The 22564-nt window shown below is 56.8% G+C and carries 21 protein-coding genes; 14 read left to right on the top strand and 7 right to left on the bottom strand.

The genetic code is table 11. The features are described from left to right. The first annotated feature begins 60 nt into the window (after nt 1-60). Entirely contained in the window at nt 61-879 is an 819-nt protein-coding gene (ppk2, locus tag BMW97_RS02255; protein ID WP_045908792.1) for a polyphosphate kinase 2, read from the top strand. Between the two features lie 58 nt (nt 880-937). On the opposite strand, the gene fdnI is transcribed toward ppk2, so the two are convergent. The 3 genes from fdnI to fdnG are packed head-to-tail and all read right to left on the bottom strand — an operon-like array spanning nt 938 to nt 5530. Then, complete coding sequence (gene fdnI / locus BMW97_RS02250; protein ID WP_090392489.1) at nt 938-1594, bottom strand: formate dehydrogenase-N subunit gamma; 657 nt, start codon at nt 1592-1594, stop codon at nt 938-940. After that, entirely contained in the window at nt 1587-2471 is an 885-nt protein-coding gene (fdxH, locus tag BMW97_RS02245; protein WP_069719171.1) for a formate dehydrogenase subunit beta, read from the bottom strand. Before fdxH ends, fdnI begins: the two co-directional genes overlap by 8 nt. 11 nt (nt 2472-2482) lie before the next feature. Then, nucleotides 2483-5530, bottom strand: a complete 3048-nt coding sequence (fdnG, locus tag BMW97_RS02240) for a formate dehydrogenase-N subunit alpha (protein ID WP_139177180.1) — start codon at nt 5528-5530, stop codon at nt 2483-2485. 221 nt (nt 5531-5751) lie between these two features. Here fdnG and yddG point away from each other — a divergent pair, with 221 nt between their 5' ends. Then, nucleotides 5752-6630, top strand: coding sequence for an aromatic amino acid DMT transporter YddG (gene yddG, locus BMW97_RS02230; RefSeq protein ID WP_090392485.1), 879 nt, complete (start codon nt 5752-5754; stop codon nt 6628-6630). Between the two features lie 630 nt (nt 6631-7260). Continuing rightward, nucleotides 7261-8334 (top strand): porin OmpC, encoded by a 1074-nt coding sequence (ompC, locus tag BMW97_RS02225; RefSeq protein WP_021240201.1) that lies wholly within the window; start codon nt 7261-7263, stop codon nt 8332-8334. Nucleotides 8335-8391: 57 nt separating this feature from the next. Here the strand turns inward: ompC and BMW97_RS02220 are convergent, their stop codons facing one another. Next, on the bottom strand, nt 8392-9324 hold the full coding sequence (locus BMW97_RS02220; protein ID WP_090392483.1) for a LysR substrate-binding domain-containing protein: 933 nt from the start codon (nt 9322-9324) through the stop codon (nt 8392-8394). 170 nt (nt 9325-9494) lie between these two features. On the opposite strand from BMW97_RS02220, the gene BMW97_RS02215 reads away from it, so the two are divergent. The 7 genes from BMW97_RS02215 to BMW97_RS02185 are packed head-to-tail and all read left to right on the top strand — an operon-like array spanning nt 9495 to nt 15945. Continuing rightward, complete coding sequence (locus BMW97_RS02215; RefSeq protein ID WP_090392481.1) at nt 9495-10445, top strand: branched-chain amino acid ABC transporter permease; 951 nt, start codon at nt 9495-9497, stop codon at nt 10443-10445. An 8-nt stretch (nt 10446-10453) separates the two neighbouring features. Then, a complete protein-coding gene (locus tag BMW97_RS02210) occupies nt 10454-11560 on the top strand; it encodes a branched-chain amino acid ABC transporter permease (protein ID WP_090392480.1) in 1107 nt (368 codons plus the stop codon). Beyond that, complete coding sequence (locus tag BMW97_RS02205) at nt 11557-12324, top strand: ABC transporter ATP-binding protein (protein ID WP_090392478.1); 768 nt, start codon at nt 11557-11559, stop codon at nt 12322-12324. The genes BMW97_RS02210 and BMW97_RS02205 overlap by 4 nt, the downstream gene beginning before the upstream one ends. Further along, entirely contained in the window at nt 12317-13036 is a 720-nt protein-coding gene (locus BMW97_RS02200; protein ID WP_069719167.1) for an ABC transporter ATP-binding protein, read from the top strand. The genes BMW97_RS02205 and BMW97_RS02200 overlap by 8 nt, the downstream gene beginning before the upstream one ends. Nucleotides 13037-13064: 28 nt before the next feature. Then, nucleotides 13065-14222, top strand: a complete 1158-nt coding sequence (locus tag BMW97_RS02195) for a branched-chain amino acid ABC transporter substrate-binding protein (protein WP_048223361.1) — start codon at nt 13065-13067, stop codon at nt 14220-14222. A gap of 17 nt (nt 14223-14239) precedes the next feature. After that, nucleotides 14240-14722, top strand: coding sequence for an L-2-amino-thiazoline-4-carboxylic acid hydrolase (locus tag BMW97_RS02190; protein ID WP_023619185.1), 483 nt, complete (start codon nt 14240-14242; stop codon nt 14720-14722). Then, on the top strand, nt 14719-15945 hold the full coding sequence (locus tag BMW97_RS02185) for a Zn-dependent hydrolase (RefSeq protein ID WP_090392476.1): 1227 nt from the start codon (nt 14719-14721) through the stop codon (nt 15943-15945). Before BMW97_RS02190 ends, BMW97_RS02185 begins: the two co-directional genes overlap by 4 nt. A 35-nt stretch (nt 15946-15980) precedes the next feature. Here the strand turns inward: BMW97_RS02185 and BMW97_RS02180 are convergent, their stop codons facing one another. Continuing rightward, entirely contained in the window at nt 15981-17864 is a 1884-nt protein-coding gene (locus BMW97_RS02180) for a potassium transporter Kup (RefSeq protein ID WP_090392686.1), read from the bottom strand. 89 nt (nt 17865-17953) lie between these two features. After that, the gene (locus BMW97_RS02175) at nt 17954-19441 is read right to left on the bottom strand and encodes an MFS transporter (RefSeq protein ID WP_090392474.1); all 1488 of its coding nucleotides are present in this window, start codon (nt 19439-19441) and stop codon (nt 17954-17956) included. 116 nt (nt 19442-19557) lie between these two features. Here BMW97_RS02175 and BMW97_RS02170 point away from each other — a divergent pair, with 116 nt between their 5' ends. Continuing rightward, nucleotides 19558-20151, top strand: a complete 594-nt coding sequence (locus BMW97_RS02170; protein WP_045908807.1) for a TetR family transcriptional regulator — start codon at nt 19558-19560, stop codon at nt 20149-20151. 54 nt (nt 20152-20205) lie between these two features. Here BMW97_RS02170 and nhoA read toward each other — a convergent pair whose 3' ends face one another. Next, on the bottom strand, nt 20206-21051 hold the full coding sequence (gene nhoA, locus BMW97_RS02165) for an N-hydroxyarylamine O-acetyltransferase (RefSeq protein ID WP_090392472.1): 846 nt from the start codon (nt 21049-21051) through the stop codon (nt 20206-20208). A 108-nt stretch (nt 21052-21159) separates the two neighbouring features. Here nhoA and BMW97_RS02160 point away from each other — a divergent pair, with 108 nt between their 5' ends. The 3 genes from BMW97_RS02160 (at nt 21160) to BMW97_RS02150 (ending at nt 22505) form a co-directional block, all read left to right on the top strand. Further along, entirely contained in the window at nt 21160-21732 is a 573-nt protein-coding gene (locus tag BMW97_RS02160) for a flavin reductase family protein (protein WP_090392470.1), read from the top strand. A 126-nt stretch (nt 21733-21858) separates the two neighbouring features. Then, nucleotides 21859-22080, top strand: coding sequence for a hypothetical protein (locus tag BMW97_RS02155; protein ID WP_254783039.1), 222 nt, complete (start codon nt 21859-21861; stop codon nt 22078-22080). Then, nucleotides 22080-22505, top strand: coding sequence for a DUF3828 domain-containing protein (locus tag BMW97_RS02150; protein WP_090392468.1), 426 nt, complete (start codon nt 22080-22082; stop codon nt 22503-22505). Before BMW97_RS02155 ends, BMW97_RS02150 begins: the two co-directional genes overlap by 1 nt. Nucleotides 22506-22564: the final 59 nt, after the last annotated feature.

The following is a 22564-nucleotide window of genomic DNA, read 5'->3' as shown; positions in this document are numbered from 1 at the left end:
GATTACACTTCATAGTGCGGCCTCGCTTTTTCCGCACCGGACAACCTGAGGATGACAATCATGGGAAGCAAAAAGAAAACCCCTGTCGCTGTTGATGTCGTAACGAATGCACCGCTTAAGACCAAAGAGTATGAGAAAGAGCTCCGCCGCCTGCACGTCGAACTGGTTAAGCTCCAGCAATGGGTCGTCGCCAAAGGGTTAAAAGTGTGTATTGTTTTTGAAGGACGCGACGGTGCCGGCAAAGGCGGCACCATTAAAGCGATCACCGAGCGCGTCAGCCCGCGCGTGTTTCGCGTTGTTGCGCTCCCTGCTCCGACTGAAAAGGAAAAAAGCCAGCTTTACTTCCAGCGCTATGTGCCCCACCTGCCTTCGGCGGGTGAAATCGTGATCTTCGATCGCAGCTGGTATAACCGCGCGGGCGTGGAGCGAGTGATGGGGTTCTGCACGGAGGAACAGGCGGAGAAATTTTTAGACGGCGCGCCGGTTATGGAAAAAGCGATGGTCGATGCCGGGATTATCCTGCTGAAGTACTGGCTGGAGGTGACGCCGAAAGAGCAGGAGCGACGCCTGCGCGACCGTATTAACGATGGGCGTAAGATCTGGAAGCTGTCGCCGATGGATATTAAATCCTTTAACCTGTGGGACGAGTACACCCGCGCCCGCGACGCCATGTTTGAAGCCACCGACACCGCCTGGGCGCCGTGGTTTGTGGCGCGTTCAGAGGATAAAAAACGCGTGCGACTGAACATTATTTCGCATCTGCTTTCGCAGATCCCGTATAAAGAAATACACGTTGAGAAAGTGGATTTACCGAAACGCAAAATCGGTAAAATCAAACCCACAAAATATCCGTTCCGGTATGTGGAGGAGCGGTTCTGATTTGAAGAGTAGGCCCGCGCAAGCGCAGCGCCGCCGGGCAAAGCCGACGGCGCAGGTCTTACTTCATCCCTTCCGTACTTTCCTGTTTTGCTTCCAGTCGCTCCACATCACGGTACCAGCGCGGGTGGTGTTTCTGCGCCCAGCGGCGGCTCACCTTCCCTTCAATCATCCCTTTGATTGACCCTTTCACCCAGAACGCCATATACATATGGATCAGGATGGCATGAATCAGGATGATGGCCGACGTCGCGTGGATAAGCAGCGCGTAACGCACCACCTGAATCGGGAAATAATGCGCAAAATACGGACGCCAGATCATCACGCCGGTCACCAGCAGCACAAAAATCATGCTCATGATGGTCCAGAACATCATCTTCTGCCCGGCGTTGTATTTCCCGACCTTCGCGACTTTGTGCTCGTTACCCTTCAGGACTTCGACAATCCCTTTCACCCACGGGATATCCTGCTTGTCAGGAATATTGTGATGGACGAAGCGCACGAACATAAACATCAGCACCACGAAAATCAGCACGCCGAAGAACGGGTGCAGAATGCGCCCCATCTGCGGCGTACCGAAGGTTTCGGTCAGCCACTGCAGCGTCGGGAAGAAGAACGAAATTCCCGATACCGCCACCAGGAAGAAGCAGACCACCACCGTCCAGTGACAGGCGCGATCGACAAATTTGGTGCGCACTACCATTTTCGACTTACTCATGATGCTCCTCCTCGTCGTCATCCACCTCTTTGTTTGGCCCGATACCAATGTAGTGATAGATCAGCCCGGCAAAGGTGGCGATAAAGCCCGCCGCGGAGAGCGGTTTAAGCGCCCCTTTCCACAGGTTGATGGAGGTATCGATCGCCGGATCCTTCGGCAGGTTGTGGTACAGCTCCGGCTGGTCGCTATGGTGCAGCACATACATCACGTGCGTACCGCCCACGCCCTGCGGGTTGTAAATGCCCGCTTTGTTGTAGCCCCGCGCTTTGAGCTTATCGACACGCTGCTGCGCCACGTCCAGCATCTCTTTTTTGGTGCCGAAGTGGATCGCCCCGGTGGGACAGGTCTTCACGCAGGCAGGTTCCTGACCGACGCTGACGCGGTCCACGCACAGGGTACATTTGTATACCCGGTTATCCTCTTTATTGAGGCGCGGAATATTAAACGGACAGCCCGCGATGCAGTAGCCGCAGCCGATGCAGTTGTCCTGCTGGAAATCGACGATCCCGTTGGCATACTGGATAATTGCCCCGGCAGACGGGCACGCCTTCAGGCAGCCCGGATCTTCACAGTGCATGCAGCCGTCTTTGCGGATCAGCCACTCCAGCTTGCCGTTCTGGTCGGTTTCGCTAAAACGCATCACCGTCCAGGATTTGGCGCTCAGATCCGCCGGATTATCGTAAACCCCTACGCAGTGCCCCACCTCGTCACGGATGTCGTTCCACTCCGAGCAGGCCACCTGGCAGGCTTTACAGCCCACGCAGGAGGAGACGTCGATAAGCTTGGCGACTTCTGCCTTGTAGTCCCGCGCGCGAGGCGCGGGGGTAATCGGGTTAGTCGCGGAGCGTTTAATAATGTCTTGTGTTTCCATCGCCATTTAATCGCTCCTTACGCTTTCTCGATGTTGACCAGAAACGCTTTGTACTCCGGCGTTTGCGAGTTGGAATCGCCGACGTTAGGCGTCAGGGTATTGGCGATGTAGCCTTTCTGCGCCACCCCTTCAAAGCCCCAGTGCAGCGGGATGCCGACGGTTTCCACCTGCTGGCCGTGAACGTTCAGCGACTGCAGGCGGCGGGTGACCACCGCCACCGCGCGGATAAAGCCGCGCTTGCTGCTCACCTTCACGCGATCGCCGTTGGCAATGCCTTTCGCCTTCGCCAGCGTTTCGCTTATCTCCACAAATTGTTCCGGCTGCGCGATAGCGTTAAGCCGCGCGTGCTTGGTCCAGGTATGGAAATGCTCGGTCAGGCGGTAGGTCGTCCCCACGTACGGGAATTTGTCCTTTTTGCCCAGACGCAGCGCGTCGTCTTCGTAGATACGCACCACCGGACTGGAGACCACGTTCGGGTGCAGCGGGTTTGTCCCCAGCGGCGTTTCCATCGGCTCGTAGTGCTCCGGGAACGGCCCTTCCGCCAGCTTGTTGAGCGCAAACAGGCGCCCCAACCCTTCCGGCTGCATGATAAACGGTCCGGTGTTGCTGCCCGGTGCGGCGGTGCTGTAGTCCGGGATATCGTTCCCCGTCCATTTCGCCCCGTTCCACTGGATCAGCATGCGCTTCGGATCCCACGGCTTGCCGTTGATGTCCGCCGACGCGCGGTTGTACAGCACGCGACGGTTCAGCGGCCACGCCCATGCCCAGCCCAGGGTGTTGCCCAGACCTGACGGGTCAGCGTTATCGCGGTTGGCCATCTGGTTACCCTGCTCGGTCCAGCTGCCGGTGTAGATCCAGCAGGACGAGGCCGTGGTGCCGTCGTCGCGCAGCAGCGCGAAGCTGTTCAGCAGCTGACCTTTCTTCGCCACCAGATTGCCGCTCGCGTCATACAGATCCGCCAGCGCCACGCCGTTGTTCTCTTTCGCGACTTCTTCAGACTCGGGACGATCCGGCTGCTTGTAGCGCCAGCTCATCTTCAGCAGCGGCCCCGCGCCTTTGCCGCCTTCGGTGCGGTACATTTCGCGCAGGCGGTGGTAAATCCCGGCCAGGATCTCGCCGTCGTTACGCGCTTCACCCGGTGCATCCTGACCTTTCCAGTGCCACTGCAGCCAGCGGCCGGAGTTGGCAATGGAGCCATCCTCTTCCGCAAAACAGGTGGACGGCAGGCGGAACACTTCGGTCTGAATCGAGGCCGGATCGACATCGTTTGATTCCCCGTGGTTCTGCCAGAAGGTGGAGGTCTCGGTCACCAGCGGATCGATAACGACCATGTACTTCAGCTTGCTCAGGCTGCGAACGACTTTGTTCTTGTCCGGGAAGGAGGCCACCGGGTTGAAGCCCTGGCAGATATATCCCGTGACGTCGCCCTTATCCATCATGTTGAAATACTTGATGACGTCATAAGCCTGATCCCACTTCGGCAGCCACTCAAAGCCCCAGTCGTTCTCTTTCTGCGCCGCATCGCCGTAGAAGGATTTCATCAGGCTGACGTAGAACTTCGGATAGTTGCTCCAGTAGTTCACCTGGTCCGGCAGCGTCGCTTTTGGCGTGTTCTCCGCCAGATAGCTTTGCAGATCCGTCTGCTTTTCAGACGGCAGCGTCAGGTAGCCCGGCAGGCTGGTCGAGAGCAGTCCGAGGTCGGTCAGCCCCTGAATGTTGGAGTGACCCCGCAGCGCGTTCACGCCACCCCCGGCCATGCCCATGTTGCCGAGCAGCAGCTGGATCATCGCCATGGTGCGGATGTTCTGCGCGCCGACGGTGTGTTGCGTCCAGCCCAGCGCGTACAGGAACGTGGTGGTTCTGTCGGCGGCGCTGGTGGAGGCCAGCACCTCACACACCTTCAGGAAGTCCGCTTTCGGCGTGCCGCAGATGTTTTCCACAACGTCCGGCGTATAGCGGGAAACATGCTGTTTCAGCAGGTTCCACACGCAGCGCGGGTGCGTCAGGGTTTCATCCCGCATCGCATAGCCGTTTTCATCGAACTGATAGTTCCAGGACGTTTTATCGTACTGGCGTTTTTCGGCGTCATAGCCACTAAACAGTCCGTCATCGAAGGCAAAGTCATCCCGCACCAGCAGGTTCGCGTTGGTGTAGTGCTTAACGTATTCCGCGTTAATTTTGTTGTTTTCGATCAGGTACAGCAGCACACCGGACAGGAACGTGATGTCCGTACCGGAGCGGATTGGCGCATAGATATCGGCCACCGATGCCGTACGCGTAAAGCGCGGATCGACAACGATAAGCGTCGCATCATTGTTGTTTTTCGCTTCCATCGCCCAGCGGAACCCCACCGGATGGGCTTCAGCGGCGTTACCACCCATCACCACCACGACGTTAGCATTTTTGATATCAACCCAGTGGTTGGTCATCGCACCGCGACCAAATGTTGGAGCAAGACTTGCTACCGTTGGTCCGTGTCAGACGCGCGCCTGGTTGTCTACCGCCAGCATGCCGAGAGAGCGCACAAATTTTTGCGTCAGCATGCCGGTTTCATTACTGGCCGCCGAGGCACATAACATGCCGGTGGTCAGCCAGCGATTGACCGTCACGCCCTGCGCGTTCTTTTCAATAAAGTTGGCGTCGCGGTCGGCTTTCATTAATTTTGCAATACGGGAGAAGGCCTCATCCCAGGAGATACGCTGCCATTTATCAGAACCCGGCGCGCGATATTCCGGGTAGCGCAGGCGGTTTTCGCTGTGAACGTAGTCCAGCAGCCCCGCCCCTTTCGGGCAAAGCGCCCCGCGGCTCACCGGATGATCCGGATCCCCTTCAATGTGGTAAATCGCTTCTCTGGCGTTCTTCGCGCCATCGCCCAGGCTATACATTAAAAGCCCACAACCCACGGAGCAGTATGTGCAGGTGTTACGGATCTCTTTCGCGCGCAGCAGCTTATAGTTGCGTGCCTGAGCCAGCGCCATTTTGGGAGCAAATCCCAGCATTGCGGCTGTTGTTCCGGCCATACCGCCCGCGCAGATTTTAAAAAATTGTCTGCGGCTGACGTCCATTGTTGTCCTCGTTATCTGAAAAGACTTCGCGCCGCAAACTAACAGCAAAGCCCCTGATTTTTTTGCGTCAAATCAAGGTCATCTGTCTTCCCCCCCTTAATAGTCACCCCCGCAATATTTCATTACCCCTTTTTGATTAACGGCTTAAGAGAATAATTCACGACAGCGACAGGCGTAATGCGATACATTTTTCCTTTGATTTTTATTGCGATGGCGAAGTAATGGACAGAAAGAGAGCAACGCTTATTGGGCTGGCGGCGATATTGTTATGGAGCACCATGGTCGGCCTTATTCGCAGCGTGAGTGAGGGACTGGGCCCGGTAGGCGGTGCGGCGATGATCTATACCCTCAGCGGATTGCTGTGCCTGGTGACGGTAGGATTTCCTGATATCAGACGGTTCTCGCCGCGGTATCTTATTGCGGGCAGCGTTTTATTTGTCAGCTACGAAATATGCCTGGCGCTGTCGCTGGGCTATGCCGCCACGCGCACGCAGGCGATTGAAGTCGGTATGGTGAATTACCTCTGGCCGAGCCTGACGATCGTATTTGCGATTTTGTTCAACGGGCAAAAATCTACCCTGTGGGTGATCCCAGGCCTGGTCATTTCGCTGCTGGGCGTCTGCTGGGTATTGGGCGGCGAAGAAGGATTACACCTTGAAGAAATAACCCGCAATGTCGTTTCCAGCCCTCTCAGCTATGCGCTGGCGTTTGCCGGGGCCTTTATCTGGGCCGCCTATTGCACGGTCACCAGCAAATTTGCGAAAGGACAAAACGGCATCACCCTGTTTGTCTTGCTGACCGCGCTTAGTCTGTGGGTGAAATATGCCCTGAGCGATCAGCCCGACATGGTGTTTACCCTCCCGGTGGTGGTGAAGCTCGTTATGTGCGGCATTGCGCTTGGGTTTGGTTACGCCGCATGGAATATTGGTATCCTGCACGGTAACGTCACGGTGCTGGCTGCCGTGTCCTATTTTACCCCCGTACTCTCTGCTGCGCTTGCTGCCGCAGTGTTAAGCTCCCCCCTTTCATTCTCGTTCTGGCAAGGCGCGCTGATGGTCTGCGCCGGGTCGTTGCTCTGCTGGTACGCAACGCGAAAATAAGGTTTTCTCCCGTGGCCGGGGGAATATCAACCCGGCAACATAATTAACATAAATTTAAAATGTGATCGCACTTCAGAATATTTATTCTGATAACAGACAGTCTGTTTAAATTCGGTTTATATTTGCTGTTATCTGTAAAGCCCCCTGAAAGGAATTGACATAAACTGACAACGACATGAAATTAGTCAACCATCAATATTAACGCCATGGATAGCCATGACTGCAATAATTCAGATCTGACACATTTATTGAAATATGCGGAATAGCCGTCGAATATTCAGACCAACCCACTAATTTTAAAGAAAAAAAGTAATAGAACCCGCCTCAGCCCCTCGAACATACCGAAATCTAACGCACGATACTAAAACCTTCAGAAATTATAGCGACAGCAATAATCCCACGCATTAAATACATATTAATCGTATAAATTCCGCTCATATTGTTTGAATATCACCCTTCCCACACGATCGAGATCACACTAATTGAAATTATCTCTAATATTTTGAAACTTATTATTGAAATAAGACTACGAGATTTTTAAGAATAGCATGCCATTGACGAACAGCCTCGTTTAGAAATCGTTCAAAGTGGTTCAGGAAATACCCAAAAAAATTATAAGGAACATTTAAGATGAAACTTAAATTAGTTGCAGTGGCAGTCACTTCCATGCTGGCAGCAGGCGTTGTTAACGCTGCCGAAATTTACAACAAAGACGGTAACAAGCTGGATCTGTACGGTAAAGTGACAGGTCTGCACTATTTCTCAGATGATACAAACAACGACGGCGACAAAACTTACGTTCGTCTGGGCTTCAAAGGCGAAACGCAGATTAACGACCAGATGACCGGTTACGGCCAGTGGGAATATGAGTTCAAGGGCAACCGCTCCGAAGCTCAGGGTTCTGACGGTAACAAAACGCGTCTGGCGTTTGCAGGTCTGAAATTCAACGAATTCGGTTCTTTCGACTATGGTCGTAACTACGGTGTTGCTTACGACGTCGGCGCATGGACTGACGTTCTGCCAGAGTTCGGCGGCGATACCTGGACCCAGACCGATGGCTTTATGACTGGCCGTACCACTGGCGTTGCAACCTACCGTAACACCGACTTCTTTGGCCTGGTTGATGGTCTGAACTTTGCAGCACAGTACCAGGGTAAAAACGACCGTACCGATATCACCGAATCCAACGGTGACGGCTGGGGTCTGTCTTCCAGCTATGAGTTTGATGGATTTGCTGCAAGTGCAGCCTACGCGAAATCTGACCGTACTGACCGTCAGGTTCGTGCTGCAAGCAACCTGAATGCAGGTGGTGAGAACGCAGAAGTATGGGCTGCAGGTCTGAAGTACGATGCCAACAACATCTACCTGGCAACCACTTACTCTGAAACCCGCAACATGACGGCATTCGGTAACGGTCACGTGGCGAACAAAGCACAGAACTTCGAAGTTGTGGCTCAGTACCAGTTCGACTTCGGTCTGCGTCCATCCATCGCTTATCTGAAATCCAAAGGTAAAGACATCGGTTCTTACGGCGACCAGGATCTGGTTGAATACGTTGACGTTGGCGCGAGCTACTACTTCAACAAAAACATGTCTACCTACGTTGATTACAAAATCAACCTTGTTGATGACAGCAAGTTCACCAAAGATGCTAAAGTGGCTACCGACAACATCGTTGCTGTAGGTCTGACCTACCAGTTCTAAGATGTGTCAGGACAAAAGGCCGGCGATTATCGCTGGCCTTTTTTCTATTCGGGGCGCTTATTCCTGGCCCGCCGCCCGACGCAGCCAGGTTTGCAGCAGCTTGCCGTCCTCGGTCATCTCTGAATCTGAACGCACGCAGAGGTAATAATCGCGTCCGTCATCAATCGGTAGGTCAAAGATCTTCACCAGCTCGCCGCTCTCAAGATACGGCGCAATCAGCGGCTCACGCATTAGCGCACAGCCCAGACCAGCCTGTACGCCCGCCAGCGTCAACAGTCCGTCTTCAAACAGCGGGCCGCTGCGCCGGAGAGGACGTTTTACCCCCTGCAACAAAAACCACTGCGTCCAGCTCGTGCGCTCTTCATCGTGCAGGAGCGGCATTTGCAGCAACTGCTCAGGCGTATCGATATGGCCATGAATGCGTAAAAACGCACGGCTGCACACCGGCACCATCTGACCGGAAATCAGCTTTTCACTCTGATAGCCCGCCCACTGCCCGTTGCCAAAACGAATCGACATATCCGACGCGTCGCTCAGATAGTTACGGTGGTTGGCATACACCACGTTGATCTCGGTTTGGGGATTGGCGCGCATAAACGCAGGCAAACGTGGGATAAACCACCCCATACCAAAAAGCGGGATCAGGCTGATGGTGACCTGACGCGTTTGCGCCTGCTCCGCCAGGTGCTCCGTCGCCTGGCGCAGCACGTTAAAGGCCGCACGGATCGAGCGGTAATATTCCCGCCCGTGCTGGCTCAGCACCAGCCTGCGCCCCTGACGTTCCGTGAGCGGCATTTGCAGGTATCCTTCGAGCACCTTGAGCTGATGGCTGACGGCCGACGGAGAGATATTCAGCTCCTGTGCGGCCAGCGTGACGCTGCCCAGCCGGGCGATGGCCTCAAAGGCACGTACGGCCCGAAGCGGCGGATCGTTTGCCAGGCGGCTTTCTGCATACGCCGCCAGATTCGCCAATTGTTCTGTTTTATTCATATGTTGATTTCTTTAGGCTTTTCACCCAAAAGCAGGCATAAATTATTTTCATATAAATCATAAAGATAAAACAATATTTATTTATCATAAGAAATAATAGATGCGTATTTTACAATTTAATTCATTTATTGGATGGTAGCCGCAGAACGAGCACTTTGCGGGTACAGACGTTGGATACACTCATACAACAACTGATCAACGGTGTGATGCTGGGAAGCATCTACGCGCTGATCGCGCTGGGCTATACCATGGTGTATGGCATTTTGCGCATTATTAACTTTGCCCACGGCGATATTCTGATGGTCGGCGCGCTCACCACGCTCTCCGCCATGAACGCCCTGAACACCACCTTCCCGCATATGCCGCTGCTGTTGCAGCTTGGCATGGCCCTGATGATTGCCATGGCCGTTTGCGCCGTGCTGGCGATGGCCGTGGAACGCTTTGCCTACCGTCGACTGCGCAACGCCCCCCGGCTCGCGCCGCTTATCTCGGGTATCGGCGTCTCCGTCCTGCTGCAAACCGTGGCGATGATTATCTGGACGCGCAACCCGCTGATGTTCCCGCAGATCCTGCCCATGGATCCGATTGCCGTGACGTCTGGAAGTGAAACGCACCCGCCCGCCATCGTGACCGTTACCGGCATTGTCACCGTGGCGCTGGCGCTGGCTGTGATGACCGGCCTGTGGCTGCTGGTGGAATACACCCGTCTGGGGCGCGGCATGCGCGCCGTGGCGGAAAACCCACGCGTGGCCACGCTGATGGGGGTTAACCCAAACGCCATCATCACCCTGACGTTTGCCATTGGCGGCGTGTTTGCCGCGCTGGCAGGCGTGATGATGGCCAGCAATTACGGTAACGCCAGCTTCTCGATGGGCTTTTTGCCCGGGATCAAGGCCTTTACCGCCGCCGTGCTGGGGGGCATTGGTAACATTCGTGGCGCCATGATTGGCGGCATCCTGCTCGGCATTATCGAAGCGCTGGGCGCAGGTTACCTGGGTGAACTGACCCATGGCGTATTTGGCAGCAACTATCAGGATGTCTTTGCCTTTATGGTGCTAATCCTGGTGTTGGTCTTCCGTCCGGCTGGCCTGCTGGGCGAGCGCGTGGCGCACAGGGCGTAAGGAATACCATGACAACACTTCAACTCCAGACCCCGGTGACGACACGCAAATTCTGGTCAGGCATGAGCCTGTTCTGCCTTGCGCTGCTGATTGCTCCCGTGGTGGCCACGCAGCTTGGCGGCAACTACTGGGTGCGCGTCATCGACTTCGCCCTGCTCTACATCATGCTGGCGCTCGGGCTTAATATTGTGGTCGGCTATACCGGCCTGCTGGACATGGGCTTTATCGCCTTTTACGCGGTCGGCGCCTACCTCGCGGCACTGATGGCCTCCCCACACCTGCTGGAGGTGTTTCCGATCCTCGGCGTCTGGTTCCCGGACGGGCTACACACCTCGTATCTGCTCATTATTCCGCTGGCCGCCCTCGTCGCGGCAGTCTGCGGGATTTTACTCGGTGCTCCTACGCTCAAGCTGCGCGGGGACTACCTGGCGATAGTGACCCTCGGCTTTGGCGAAATTATCCGCATCCTGATGCGTAACCTCGACCGTCCGGTAAACATTACCAACGGCGCAAAGGGCATTACCGGGGTGGATACGTTGAACCTGTTCGGCCTGAAGTTCAGCGGCGTATACCACTGGTTTGGTTTCAAAGTGCCTGCCCTGTGGCTGTGGTACTACCTGCTGATGCTGGTCATTGTGGCGATTATTTTTGTCTGCCTGCGCCTGCAGCATTCCCGCATTGGTCGCGCCTGGCACGCCATCCGCGAGGATGAAGATGTGGCGCGCGCGATGGGCATCAACGTGCGTAACTATAAGCTGCTCGCCTTTGCGATGGGCGCCTCCTTTGGCGGCGTGGCGGGTGCGCTTTTCGGCGCGTTTCAGGGCTTTGTCTCCCCGGAATCCTTCACGTTACAGGAATCGATTGCCGTACTGGCAATGGTGGTGCTGGGCGGCATGGGGCACATTCCGGGCGTGATCCTGGGCGCGGTACTGCTTACCGCCCTGCCGGAACTGCTGCGCAGCCAGGCAGCGCCGGTTCAGCAGGCGCTGTTCGGTACGGTGCTGATTGACCCGGAAGTGCTGCGCCAGCTGTTTTACGGTCTGGCACTGGTGCTGGTCATGCTGGTACGCCCGTCCGGGATCTGGCCGGTACGCCACAAGGAGGCGAAGGCATGAGCCTGTTAACCGTACGCAACATGACAAAACGCTTCGGCGGGCTGACTGCTGTAGATGACGTTTCGATAACCGTGAACAGAGGCGAGATCTACGGGCTGATCGGCCCCAACGGCGCGGGAAAAACCACCTGCTTTAACCTCATCACCGGCCTTTATCCGGCGGACAGCGGCGAGTTTTCGATAGCGGATAAGCCCTATTTCCCAAAACACATAGAGAAAGTGACCGCCGCCGGGATTGCGCGCACCTTCCAGAACGTGCGCCTCTTCAACGACATGTCGGTACTGGAAAACGTGATGGTGGGCCGCCACGTTCGCACCCGTAACGGCCTGTGGGCCGCGCTGAGCCGCCACAAACGCGCCCGTGAGGAAGAGAAACAGACCCGCGAACTGGCCTGGCACTGGCTGGACTATACCGGCATTGCGCAGTTCGCCCACTATCGCGCCTGCGATCTGGCCTATGGCCATCAGCGTCGCCTGGAAATCGCCCGCGCGCTGGCAACAGATCCGCTGCTGCTGGCGCTGGACGAGCCCGCCGCCGGGATGAACGCGGCGGAAAAAGTGGCGCTCGGCGAGCTGCTCATCCGCATCCGTGATGACGGCAGAACCCTGCTGATGATTGAACATGACGTCAAGCTGGTGATGGGCATCTGCGACCGTCTGACGGTCCTTGATTACGGCAAAACGCTTGCCAGCGGCACGCCGGAAAACGTGCGGCGCGACCCGGCAGTGATCGCCGCCTGGCTTGGAGGCAACGCCCATGTCTGAATTACTGAAGGTAGAACGTCTGGACGTGCATTACGGCGGCATTCAGGCCGTACGCGATGTCTCCTTTACCCTGCGCGAGGGCGAACAGGCTACGCTGATCGGCGCGAACGGCGCGGGGAAAAGCTCCACCGTACGCGCCATTACCGGGCTGGAAAGCTTTAGCGGCAGTATTGAATTCAGCGGTAAAGCGGTGCGTAAACAGAGCCCGGAGACCCTGCTTCGCGACGGACTGGTGATGGTCCCGGAGGGTCGCGGAATCTTCTCCCGCATGACGGTACTGGAAAACCTGCAGATGGGCGCCTGGCTAAGGCGTGACACTGTCACCGTTAAGCGCGAGATGAACGAGATATTCGAGCGCTTCCCGCGTCTGGGCGAACGCCAGCATCAGCTTGCCGGGCTGTTGTCCGGCGGTGAGCAACAGCTGCTGGCCCTTAACCGCGCCCTGCTCAGCCGCCCGCGTCTACTGATCCTCGACGAGCCCTCGATGGGCCTTGCCCCGAAAATGGTCGAGAACATTTTTGCCGTGATCGCCGGGCTGCGTGAGCGCGGTGTCGCCCTGCTGCTTATTGAACAAAACGCCCGGCTCGCGCTGGAAGTGACCGACAGCGCGTGGGTGATGGACAGCGGCAGCATTGTTCATCATGGCGAATCGACAGCGCTGCTTAACGACGACCAGATTGCACAGATTTATTTGGGCGAAATGCCCGTTTAACCACACCAGCCAACATCAGGGAAATACAATGAAAACAGTAAAAATCAGTGCGCTCAGCGCCGCTATTCTCCTCGGCAGCTTTGCCTCGACGGCAACGTGGGCCGCTGACAGCGAAACCGTGGTCATCGGTCTGGCGGGGCCGCTGACCGGCCCATCTGCCCGTATCGGGAAAGATCTGGAGAACGGCGCGCAGTTGGCCATTGACGACATTAACAAGCAGCACCCGACCATCGGCGGCAAAGCGGTCACCTTCAAACTGCAGTCCGAAGACGATCAGTCCGACCCGCGTACCGCCGTAGCCGTCGCGCAGCGTCTGGTGGACAGCGATGTGGCGGGCGTGGTCGGCCACTGGAACACCGGCACCAGCATTCCTGCGGCCCGCATTTATCACGATGCAGGCATCGCTCAGGTGGCACCGGTCGCGACCGGTCACGCTTATACGCAACAAGGTTTTGATACCAGCTTCCGCGTGATGGGACACGACGATGACGGCGGCCAGCTCGCCGGTCAGTATGCGGTCAATACCCTGAAAGCCAAACGCATTGCGGTGATCGACGACCGCACCGCATTTGGTCAGGGGCTTGCAGACCAGTTTATTAAATCGCTGGAATCCCAGGGCGTGAAAATTGTCGATCGTCAGTACGTGGATGACAAAACGGTCGATTTCAGCGCCGTACTGACCGCTATCCGCAGTAAAAACGCCGATCTGATCTTCTTCGGCGGCGTCGACAGCCAGGCCGCACCGCTGGCCCGTCGCATCAAACAGCTGGGCATGAATGCCACGCTGATGGGCGCAGGCGGATTCGTCAGCCAGACGTTCCTCAAGCTGGCGCAGAAAGAAGGCGAAGGCGTTGTGGCGCTGGAGCCGGGTCTGCCCGTTGACCAGATGCCGGGTGGAAAGGCATTCGAACAGGCCTATCAGTCCCGCTACCACACCCATATCGAACTGCACGCCCCGTTCGCCTATGACGCCACCCGCGTGCTGGTTGCTGCAATGGAAAAAGCAGACTCCGTTGAGCCTTCCGCGTATCTGCCTGCCCTGCGCGCCATTAGCTATTCCGGCGTCACCGGGCAGATCGCGTTTGATAAAGAGGGCAACCTGAAATCGCCGTCGTTCACGGTCTACAAGGTTGTCGACGGCAAATGGCAGCCGCAGACCGTGCTGGGCGGCGCAAAAGCGAAGTAACGCAGCGAGGCAATGTGATGAGTGATAATAACGAGCTGGGCATTCTCGCCCGCCGCAAAATTGAAGCCGAAATTATTAAGCCAATTTATGAAATCCTGGTGCGCGAGATAGGGAAAGCCCGCGCCCAGGCGGTGATTGGCGAGGCCATTGAGCAGGCCGCGATTGACGCTGGCAAAGCGTTTGCCAGCAAAGAACCCAACGGCGCGAACATCAAGAGCTTTATCGCCCTGCAGTATCTGTGGGAGAAAGATAACGCCCTGGAGGTGAAGGTGATCGACGCCGACGACCAGCAGTACAACTATAACGTGACCCGCTGTCGCTACGCGGAGATGTACCACGAGATGGGGCTGGGCGAGATTGGCCACCTGCTCTCCTGCGCGCGCGATGAAAAATTCATCGTTGGCTATGCGCCGGACGTTGAGCTAACCCGCACCACTACCATTATGCAAGGCGGTGCGTGCTGTGATTTCCGCTACCGCAGCAGCAAGGACAAGCCATGATCCGCGTCAACGCCGAACGGTTGTGGTCAACGCTTGAGATGATGGCGCAGATCGGCGGCACGCCCGCCGGTGGCGTCACCCGTCTGGCATTAAGCGAGGAAGATCGTGTTGCGCGTAACCTGCTGCGCGACTGGGCGCTGGACGCCGGTTTTACCTGTGACGTCGACAGCATGGGCAATATGTTTATCCGCCGCGCGGGAAAAAACCCGCAGCTTGCCCCGGTCATGACCGGTTCACACGTGGATACCCAGCCGCTGGGGGGGAACTACGACGGGGTTTACGGCGTGCTGGCCGGGCTGGAGCTGCTGCGTACCCTCAATGACCATCACGTTGAGACGGAGCGTGACATCGTGCTGGTTAACTGGACCAATGAAGAAGGCGCGCGCTTCGCGCCAGCCATGCTCGCTTCAGGGGTCTGGACGGGGCAGTTTAGCGAAGCGTACGCTCATGCCCGCGCCGATCACGATGGCATCACCGTGGGTGAAGCGCTGGATAGCATTGGCTACCGGGGTGAAGCCCCTGCTCGCGCGTTTCCGGTTCACGCCTGCTACGAGCTGCACATCGAACAGGGACCGATTCTGGAAGACGAAGCCCTGGATATCGGGCTCGTCCGCGCGGCAATGGGCCAGCGCTGGTTTACCCTGACGCTGGACGGATTTGCCGCCCACGCGGGCACCACGCCGATGCACAGCCGCCGCGACGCGCTGACCGCCTTCGCGGAGCTGGCGCTGAAGGTGGAAGAGATTGGCTATCGGCATGCGCCGGACGGACGCGCGACGATCGGTATGGCGCAGGTTACGCCAAACTCGCGCAACGTCGTGCCGTCTCGCGTGGTATGCAGCGTGGAGTTTCGCCATCCGGCGCAGGCGGCACTGGAAGCCATGGAGGCAGCGCTGCATAAGGTGGCTGAAAGCCTGAGCCTGCGCGGCGTGTCGGCTCTCGTTGATCGCATTTTTGACTACGCGCCCATCGCGTTTGATGCCAAATGTCTGGCTCGCACGGAGAAGGCGGTGGCAGAACTGGGCTATTCGTCAAAACCGATGGTCTCGGGTGCGGGACATGACACCTGCTATGTCAGTAACATTGCCCCTGCCAGCATGATCTTTATCCCCTGCGTGAAAGGCATCAGCCATAACGAAGCGGAAAGGATCCTCCCTGAGTGGTCCGAGAAAGGGGCGAACGTGCTGTTGCACAGCGTCCTGTCCGCGGCCCAGGAGAGCTAGAACGGCGCGAAAGCAGCCCCTGCTTTCGCGCGACGCTAGACGGCAACGCGGCGGCTGATTTCAACCACCCGATCGCTGGGAAGGTGGTAGTGGTTGATGACGTGCGTGCAGTTGCGCTTCATGAAGGCAAAAATGTGTCGTTGCCAGGCCGCCATACCGGCCCCGCCTTCGCCTGCCACAATGGTTTCATGCCCGACATACCAGGTGGCGTCGTCCGTGGCAAAAATTGCGTTAATCTCGCTGACGCCCTGCAACAAACGCGGGATGTCCGGGTGTTCCATAAAGCCATATTGCGCCACGCCGTGCCAGTAGCCCGGCGCGCGCTGTTCCACCCTGATACGCTGCTCTTCTCCGACGTAAGGCACGTTGAGAATATCAATGGTCAGCGACAACACGTCCTGCTGTAGCGTCCGGTTTCGCGCGACATGCCAGCGCATTACCGGTGGGATATTGTTCTGCGTGCGGGTCAAAAAGACAGCAGAGCCCGTCACTCTGGGCACCGTTTTTTGCTGAAGCTGGGCAAAGAACGCATCCACGCTGACGCCCTTCTCGCCCACCGACGCGGATACCGCCTGCACGCCGCGATGCCAGATCAGCATCACCGTACAAATGGCGGCGGCCATCAGCAGCGGGATGTAGCCGCCCTCAAGGACCTTAATCAGATTGGCAAATAAGAAGGTGGCATCGATCGTCAGGAAACAGAGGGCGATGATCCCGCTGCTGAACAGGCTCCAGCGCCATACTTCCCGCATAGCGACAAACAGCAGTCCTGTCGTCATCAGCATGGTTAACGACACGGCAATGCCGTACGCCGCGGCAAGCTTGTCGGAGGATTTAAAGAACACCACCAGCCCTATCGTCACCACCATCAGCAGCCAGTTTATTATCCCGATATAGATCTGACCGTAGCTTTCTGCCGCCGTCTGTTTGATGCGTAGCCGGGGTAACCAGCCGAGCTGAATCGCCTGACGCGTCATGGAAAAAGCGCCGGTAATAATCGCCTGACTGGCAATGATCGTCGCCAGTGCGGCAAGAATGATGAGCGGCACCTGCAGCGCTGGTGGACAGAGCGTATAGAATAGATTTTGTTTGCTGTCGGCACCGGCCAGAATCAATGCTGACTGACCAGCATAGTTGAGCAGCAGCGAAGGGAAGACGACGCCGTACCAGGCAAACCAGATGGGCTTTTTACCGAAATGCCCCATATCGGCGTACAGCGCCTCGGCACCCGTCACGCAGAGAAATACGCCCCCCAGGACCAGGAAGCTGGTGTACCCGTTCGAAAACAAAAACGCGATGCCGTAAGCAGGATTAAGGGCCAACAGTACCGAGGGGTGCTGAACGATCCCCCGCACGCCCAGGGCCGCAATCGCCAGGAACCACAGCGCCATCACCGGGCCAAATATCTTCCCTATGCGGGCGGTACCAAAAGGCTGGATCAGGAACAGCGCCAGCAACACCGCAACCGTGAGGGGTAAGATGTACGGCTGGGACTCCGGAATGACCATCTCCAGCCCTTCCAGGGCGGAAAGCACGGAGATGGCCGGGGTAATCGCGCCGTCACCGTATATCAACGCGGCGCCAATTAGGGCGGCAAAAATGACCCAGCGACCGCCTTTGCCTTTTTCCACCAGAAGCGACATCAGAGCCATAATGCCCCCCTCGCCATGATTATCAATTCGCATGGCGAAGGCGGCATACTTAATGGAGGTCACCAGGATGAGCGTCCAGGTAATCAGGGAGAGCAGGCCCAGGATGACGTCAGGCGTCGGGTCATGCTCAGAGAGCGAAAGCACCGTCGGGAAGGTATAAAGCGGGCTGGTGCCGATATCACCAAAAACAACACCCAGCGCGCCCCCTGCAAGCAGGGTTAACCGGGAGAGAGGTTGGGACGGTTCACTGCTGTGGCGCGGGCTCATATTTTTCAGCAAGAGTCAGATAATCCTTTAAAAAACATAGCTCATCTGCCCCGCCCGCGCCAACCGCTGCCCCTGTTTTACCGCGCGGTTTACTGCGGATTGACCTTCGCCAGGCTGAACCAGATCCCCACTGCCAGCAACAGCAGCATGCCGCCCGCACTGCCCAGCGCCACGCTGTGGGAGGTAATAAACGCACTTTTCGCCGCCTCAATCACCGGCTCCGCCAGGGACGGCGTCAGATCCTGCGCCACTTTCATCGCTTCCCCAATCGATGACGAGGCTTTATCGATGAGCGAGGCATTCAGCCCCTGCGGCAGGTCAATCGACGCCGAGAAGCTGCGGGTCAACAGCAGACCAAAAATGGCGATCCCCAGCCCGGCCCCAAGCTCATAGGACATGGTTTCAATCGCCCCTGCAGCGGCGGCTTTCTCCTTCGGCGCGGCAGCCATAATGGCGGAAGTCGAGGCCAACAGAGCGCTGGCAGCACTGAAGCCGAGCAGCACCATCAGCCCCCATGCCTGCCACTGCTGCGTGCTGAAGTCGAGCGTCGACAGGCCGATAAAGCTGACGGCGCTGAGCCCCATGCCCCCCGCAGCAACAATGCGTAGCCCCAGACGGCCCACCAGCACACCGGCAATCGGTCCGCTGAACCCGCTAGCCACCATTACCGGGAGCATAAACATGCCCGCTTCAAACGGCGTAAAACCATGGACAAACTGCAGCTCCTGGGCCATCAGCAGCTCAAACCCGACCAGGGCAATCATGGCGGTCATCGCCATCACCACGCCGCTCAGAATAATGCGATGGCAGAAGAGACGCATATCGATCATCGGTACGCGGGCACGAAGCTGAATACGCACAAAGATAAACAACAGCACCGAGCCGGTAACCAGCGCGGCGGCCACCAGCCACGGCGACAGCACGCCCTTAAGCGCGGTTTTGGCGCTGTAGACCAGCAGCAAAATCGCCACAATCAGCATGATGGCATGGCTGATATTCAGCGGCTGCTCCGGGCGGCCCTGCTGACGGGGCACAAAACGCGCGGCCAGCGACACCACCACCAGCACGATCGGCACGTTGATTAAAAACACCGATCCCCAGTAAAAATGCTCCAGCAGCATACCGCCAATCAGCGGGCCAAACGCCGCCCCGCCGGAACCGACCGCCGCCCAGACGCCGAGCGCGATGTTGCGATCTTTCGCGTCGGTAAAAAGCGTGCGGATCCCTGCCAGGGTGGCCGGAATAATCATCGCAGCACCGATCGCCAGCGAGGCGCGCGCCGCGATCAGCCATCCTGCTGAGGGGGCAAACGCAGCCGCCAGCGATGACAGGCCAAACAGCGTACTGCCGATCATCAACAGCCGTTTAAAACCGATGCGGTCACCCAGGGCGCCCATCGGCAGCACCATCCCCGCCATCACCAGCGAGTAGATATCGATGATCCACAATAATTCGTTACCGCTGGCGCCCAGCGTCATGCTCAATGTTGGCGCCGCCACGTGCAGCACCGTCGCGTCAATCGCGACCGGGATATACACCAGCACGATAATCACTAACGCTAACCACTGACGAAACATAAATTTCCTTTTCATTTTAAACCTGGACACATGTCCAGATTGCGATCCTACGTAAAGTTGAACGCGTGTCCAGCTTTTTGTTACACTCGTTTCGTTCCCATTGAGAGTGAGTAACGATGCGATATCTGAGCAAGGATGAACGGCGCGAAGCCATCTTACAGGCAGCCATGCGCGTGGCGCTGGCCGAAGGACTGGCGGCAATGACGGTACGCCGCGTTGCGGCTGAAGCCGGCGTCGCGACCGGACAGGTTCACCATCATTTTACCTCCGGCGGGGAGTTAAAATCGCTGGCCTTCGTACGGTTAATCCGCGAACTGCTGGATGCGGATGTTGCGGGTGAACAGGCCGGATGGCGGGAACAGCTTCATGCCATGCTCGGCAGCGATGACGGCAGGTTCGAGCCTTATATTCGTCTCTGGCGTGAAGCGCAGATCCTGGCCAGCCGTGATGCCGACATTAAGGGTGCCTATGTGATGACCATGGAGATGTGGCATCAGGAAACGGTGGCGCTGATTAACGCGGGAACGGAGGCCGGGGTATTTCGTCCCGGCGATCGGGCGGAAAATATCGCCTGGCGCTTGATTGGTCTGGTGTGTGGTCTTGACGGGATGTATATCTTAAACATGCCCGAAATGGATGAGGTCGCGTTTAACAATCATCTGGATAAGTTAATCACGCTCGAATTGTTTACTACCCCGTCTCAGCAGTGATGGTGCCGGGTGGCGGCTTCGCCTTACCCGGCCTACAGCCCACCTCTTTGCGCATTATTTCCCGGCCTGAGGGTGCGTATCAAAGCCCGCCATCACCGCCGTCAATTCTGCGAGTGAAAAACCGTGCTTAGGGTCGTCAACGCCCAGCCCAAAGCGTTTCTGCATCAACTGGTAAAGCGCCTCAGCATCCGGTAAGTGAACCTGCTCCTCCACGTGACCGTTCTGCCAGTGGGTAAAGTTGAAGTTGGTCAGCGTCAGCTTGCCGCCGTCCGGCAGATGGCGGCACATCAGCAGATGATGGCGGAAGTGCGACTGCGGCCAGTGCGCCGACCAGAAATTCCCCATCACGTAATCACTGAAATACTGTGTCGTCAGGTCGAAATGGTACATCGACTGCCAGTGCTCGTGGTGACGGAACTGCAGCACCCAGTCGTTACCCTCGCTCAGCAGACGATACAGGCCGTGCGGCGTTTCCTGTTCCTCACTGGCGAGCAGACGAATTGGCGCCGTCAGCGTCTGGCCGCCAAACCCCACGTCCGCAATCCAGCGCTCGCCGTTAAGCTCAACCAGCAGCAGGCGGTGCGTGCGCGGCGGCATTTGCGGCGGGCTCGCTAATACCACCCGTCCCAGCACGCTGCGTACCGTGAAGCCGACTTCACGCAATACCCGCTCAAACAGGCCGTTTTGCTCAAAGCAATATCCTCCGCGACGGGCGGTGACCAGCTTGTCGACCAGGCACCGATCGTCAAGCTGGATTTCGCGCGGCAGCACGACGTCAATATTCTCAAAAGGGATCGCACAGTTATGGTGTAAATGCAGCGCGCGCAGGGTATCGATATCCACCCGTGTCGGTTGCGTCCAGCCGATGCGAGCGAAGTAGTCGGTCAGGAATGGGGACATACATCAGTTTCCTTTGATTGTGATGTTCTGTTTATAAACTAATTCTACGCACTCACTTTGATTTACGTGCTTTTTCGTCATACTCATCGTTACAGATGAGGAGATCCTATGAGCCACTTTCGCCCTGTTGAATTACGTCATGCCAGCCGTCTGCTGAACCACGGCCCTACCGTGCTGATCACCAGCCGCGATGAAAGCCTGGACAGACGTAACGTTATGGCTGCCGCATGGTCAATGCCCGTTGAGTTTGAACCGCCACGCATCGCGATAGTCGTGGACAAAAGTACCTGGTCACGCGAGCTGATCGAACGCAGCGGGAAATTTGGCATCGTTATCCCCGGCGTGGCGGCGGCCAACTGGACTTACGCGGTCGGCAGCGTCAGCGGGCGCGATGAGGACAAATTCAACTGCTATGGGATCCCGGTGGTGAATGGCCCGGCGCTCGGCCTGCCGGTCATTGAAGAGAAATGCCTGGCGTGGATGGAATGCCGGTTATTACCCGTGACCTCCGCGGCAGAGAAATACGACACGCTGTTTGGCGAAGTGGTTTCAGCGGCAGCGGATGAGCGGGCGTTTATCGCCGGACGCTGGCAGTTTGACGGGGATAAGCTCAATACCCTGCATCATCTTGGGGCCGGGACGTTTGTGGCGAGCGGGAAGATGGTGAAGGCGCTGGATTGATTGTTTAAATCATATATGGCTGAATTATATTAAATTTCTATGGCATTTTATGTTTACTCTTGCGTTGTAAAACGGAGGATATTTCCGGAGTTGCTGCATTAGCACTCTCCCGTTAAGGAAATATCAATGTCATGGAATAAAGATGGCGCAATCTCCTATGCCAAATCACACGCCCAACCGAAGAGCACCGGTTATTGTGCTCGCTACGTCACCGAAGCGATCAGAACGGGGGGAAAATTAAAAATTCCCAATACGCGTCTGGCAAAAGATATGAGGCGTACATTGGTCAACGCTGGATTCCACCTGGTATACGAGCAACCTCATTACGAACTGTTCAGGCACGACTAATGAAAATACTCTGCTTTTTCCTTTTTGCCCTGTCTCCCTTCGCGGTCGCAGATAGCCTATCTTCACCAGGCCAGGCTGCGCTTAAATTCAATCAATGGTATATCGCTCAGCTGAATCAGGACAAACCACCAGTGCTGAATCCAGACATTATGAATGAATACGTTGCCTCCGGGACAATTGATGCAATTAAGGAGATGTACTCAGGAGACAGTAACGAAAAAGACATGCCCGATGCTGATATGTTCATTAAAGCGCAGGACTGGGATCAGGACTGGGATCAGATAACCGTTCTGCATTCTGATTTTGATGCCGTTTGCACAAACGTTTATATCGCATTTGGTAAGAAACAAGATCACGTTGTTGCAGATTGTCTCGTTCACGAAAAAGGGAAATGGAAAGTTCGATCGGCCACGCTGATCAAGTAATAAACGTCTATGAAAGCCCTCTGCTACAGCGGCAAAAGCACATGGTAGCCCAGCGACTA

This window comes from Enterobacter sp. NFIX58, assembly GCF_900110475.1.
Classification (GTDB): Bacteria; Pseudomonadota; Gammaproteobacteria; order Enterobacterales; family Enterobacteriaceae; genus Enterobacter; species Enterobacter quasiroggenkampii.
Note: the sequence above shows the minus strand (reverse complement) of the source record. Positions and strands in the feature narration are given on the sequence as shown.

Coding starts and splice junctions, on each gene's coding strand:
- ppk2 (WP_045908792.1), top strand. CDS start 61: ATGGGAAGCAAAAAGAAAACCCCTGTCGCTGTTGATGTCGTAACGAAT.
- fdnI (WP_090392489.1), bottom strand. CDS start 1,594: ATGAGTAAGTCGAAAATGGTAGTGCGCACCAAATTTGTCGATCGCGCC.
- fdxH (WP_069719171.1), bottom strand. CDS start 2,471: ATGGCGATGGAAACACAAGACATTATTAAACGCTCCGCGACTAACCCG.
- yddG (WP_090392485.1), top strand. CDS start 5,752: ATGGACAGAAAGAGAGCAACGCTTATTGGGCTGGCGGCGATATTGTTA.
- ompC (WP_021240201.1), top strand. CDS start 7,261: ATGAAACTTAAATTAGTTGCAGTGGCAGTCACTTCCATGCTGGCAGCA.
- BMW97_RS02220 (WP_090392483.1), bottom strand. CDS start 9,324: ATGAATAAAACAGAACAATTGGCGAATCTGGCGGCGTATGCAGAAAGC.
- BMW97_RS02210 (WP_090392480.1), top strand. CDS start 10,454: ATGACAACACTTCAACTCCAGACCCCGGTGACGACACGCAAATTCTGG.
- BMW97_RS02205 (WP_090392478.1), top strand. CDS start 11,557: ATGAGCCTGTTAACCGTACGCAACATGACAAAACGCTTCGGCGGGCTG.
- BMW97_RS02200 (WP_069719167.1), top strand. CDS start 12,317: ATGTCTGAATTACTGAAGGTAGAACGTCTGGACGTGCATTACGGCGGC.
- BMW97_RS02195 (WP_048223361.1), top strand. CDS start 13,065: ATGAAAACAGTAAAAATCAGTGCGCTCAGCGCCGCTATTCTCCTCGGC.
- BMW97_RS02190 (WP_023619185.1), top strand. CDS start 14,240: ATGAGTGATAATAACGAGCTGGGCATTCTCGCCCGCCGCAAAATTGAA.
- BMW97_RS02185 (WP_090392476.1), top strand. CDS start 14,719: ATGATCCGCGTCAACGCCGAACGGTTGTGGTCAACGCTTGAGATGATG.
- BMW97_RS02180 (WP_090392686.1), bottom strand. CDS start 17,864: ATGAGCCCGCGCCACAGCAGTGAACCGTCCCAACCTCTCTCCCGGTTA.
- BMW97_RS02175 (WP_090392474.1), bottom strand. CDS start 19,441: ATGTTTCGTCAGTGGTTAGCGTTAGTGATTATCGTGCTGGTGTATATC.
- BMW97_RS02170 (WP_045908807.1), top strand. CDS start 19,558: ATGCGATATCTGAGCAAGGATGAACGGCGCGAAGCCATCTTACAGGCA.
- nhoA (WP_090392472.1), bottom strand. CDS start 21,051: ATGTCCCCATTCCTGACCGACTACTTCGCTCGCATCGGCTGGACGCAA.
- BMW97_RS02160 (WP_090392470.1), top strand. CDS start 21,160: ATGAGCCACTTTCGCCCTGTTGAATTACGTCATGCCAGCCGTCTGCTG.
- BMW97_RS02155 (WP_254783039.1), top strand. CDS start 21,859: ATGTCATGGAATAAAGATGGCGCAATCTCCTATGCCAAATCACACGCC.
- BMW97_RS02150 (WP_090392468.1), top strand. CDS start 22,080: ATGAAAATACTCTGCTTTTTCCTTTTTGCCCTGTCTCCCTTCGCGGTC.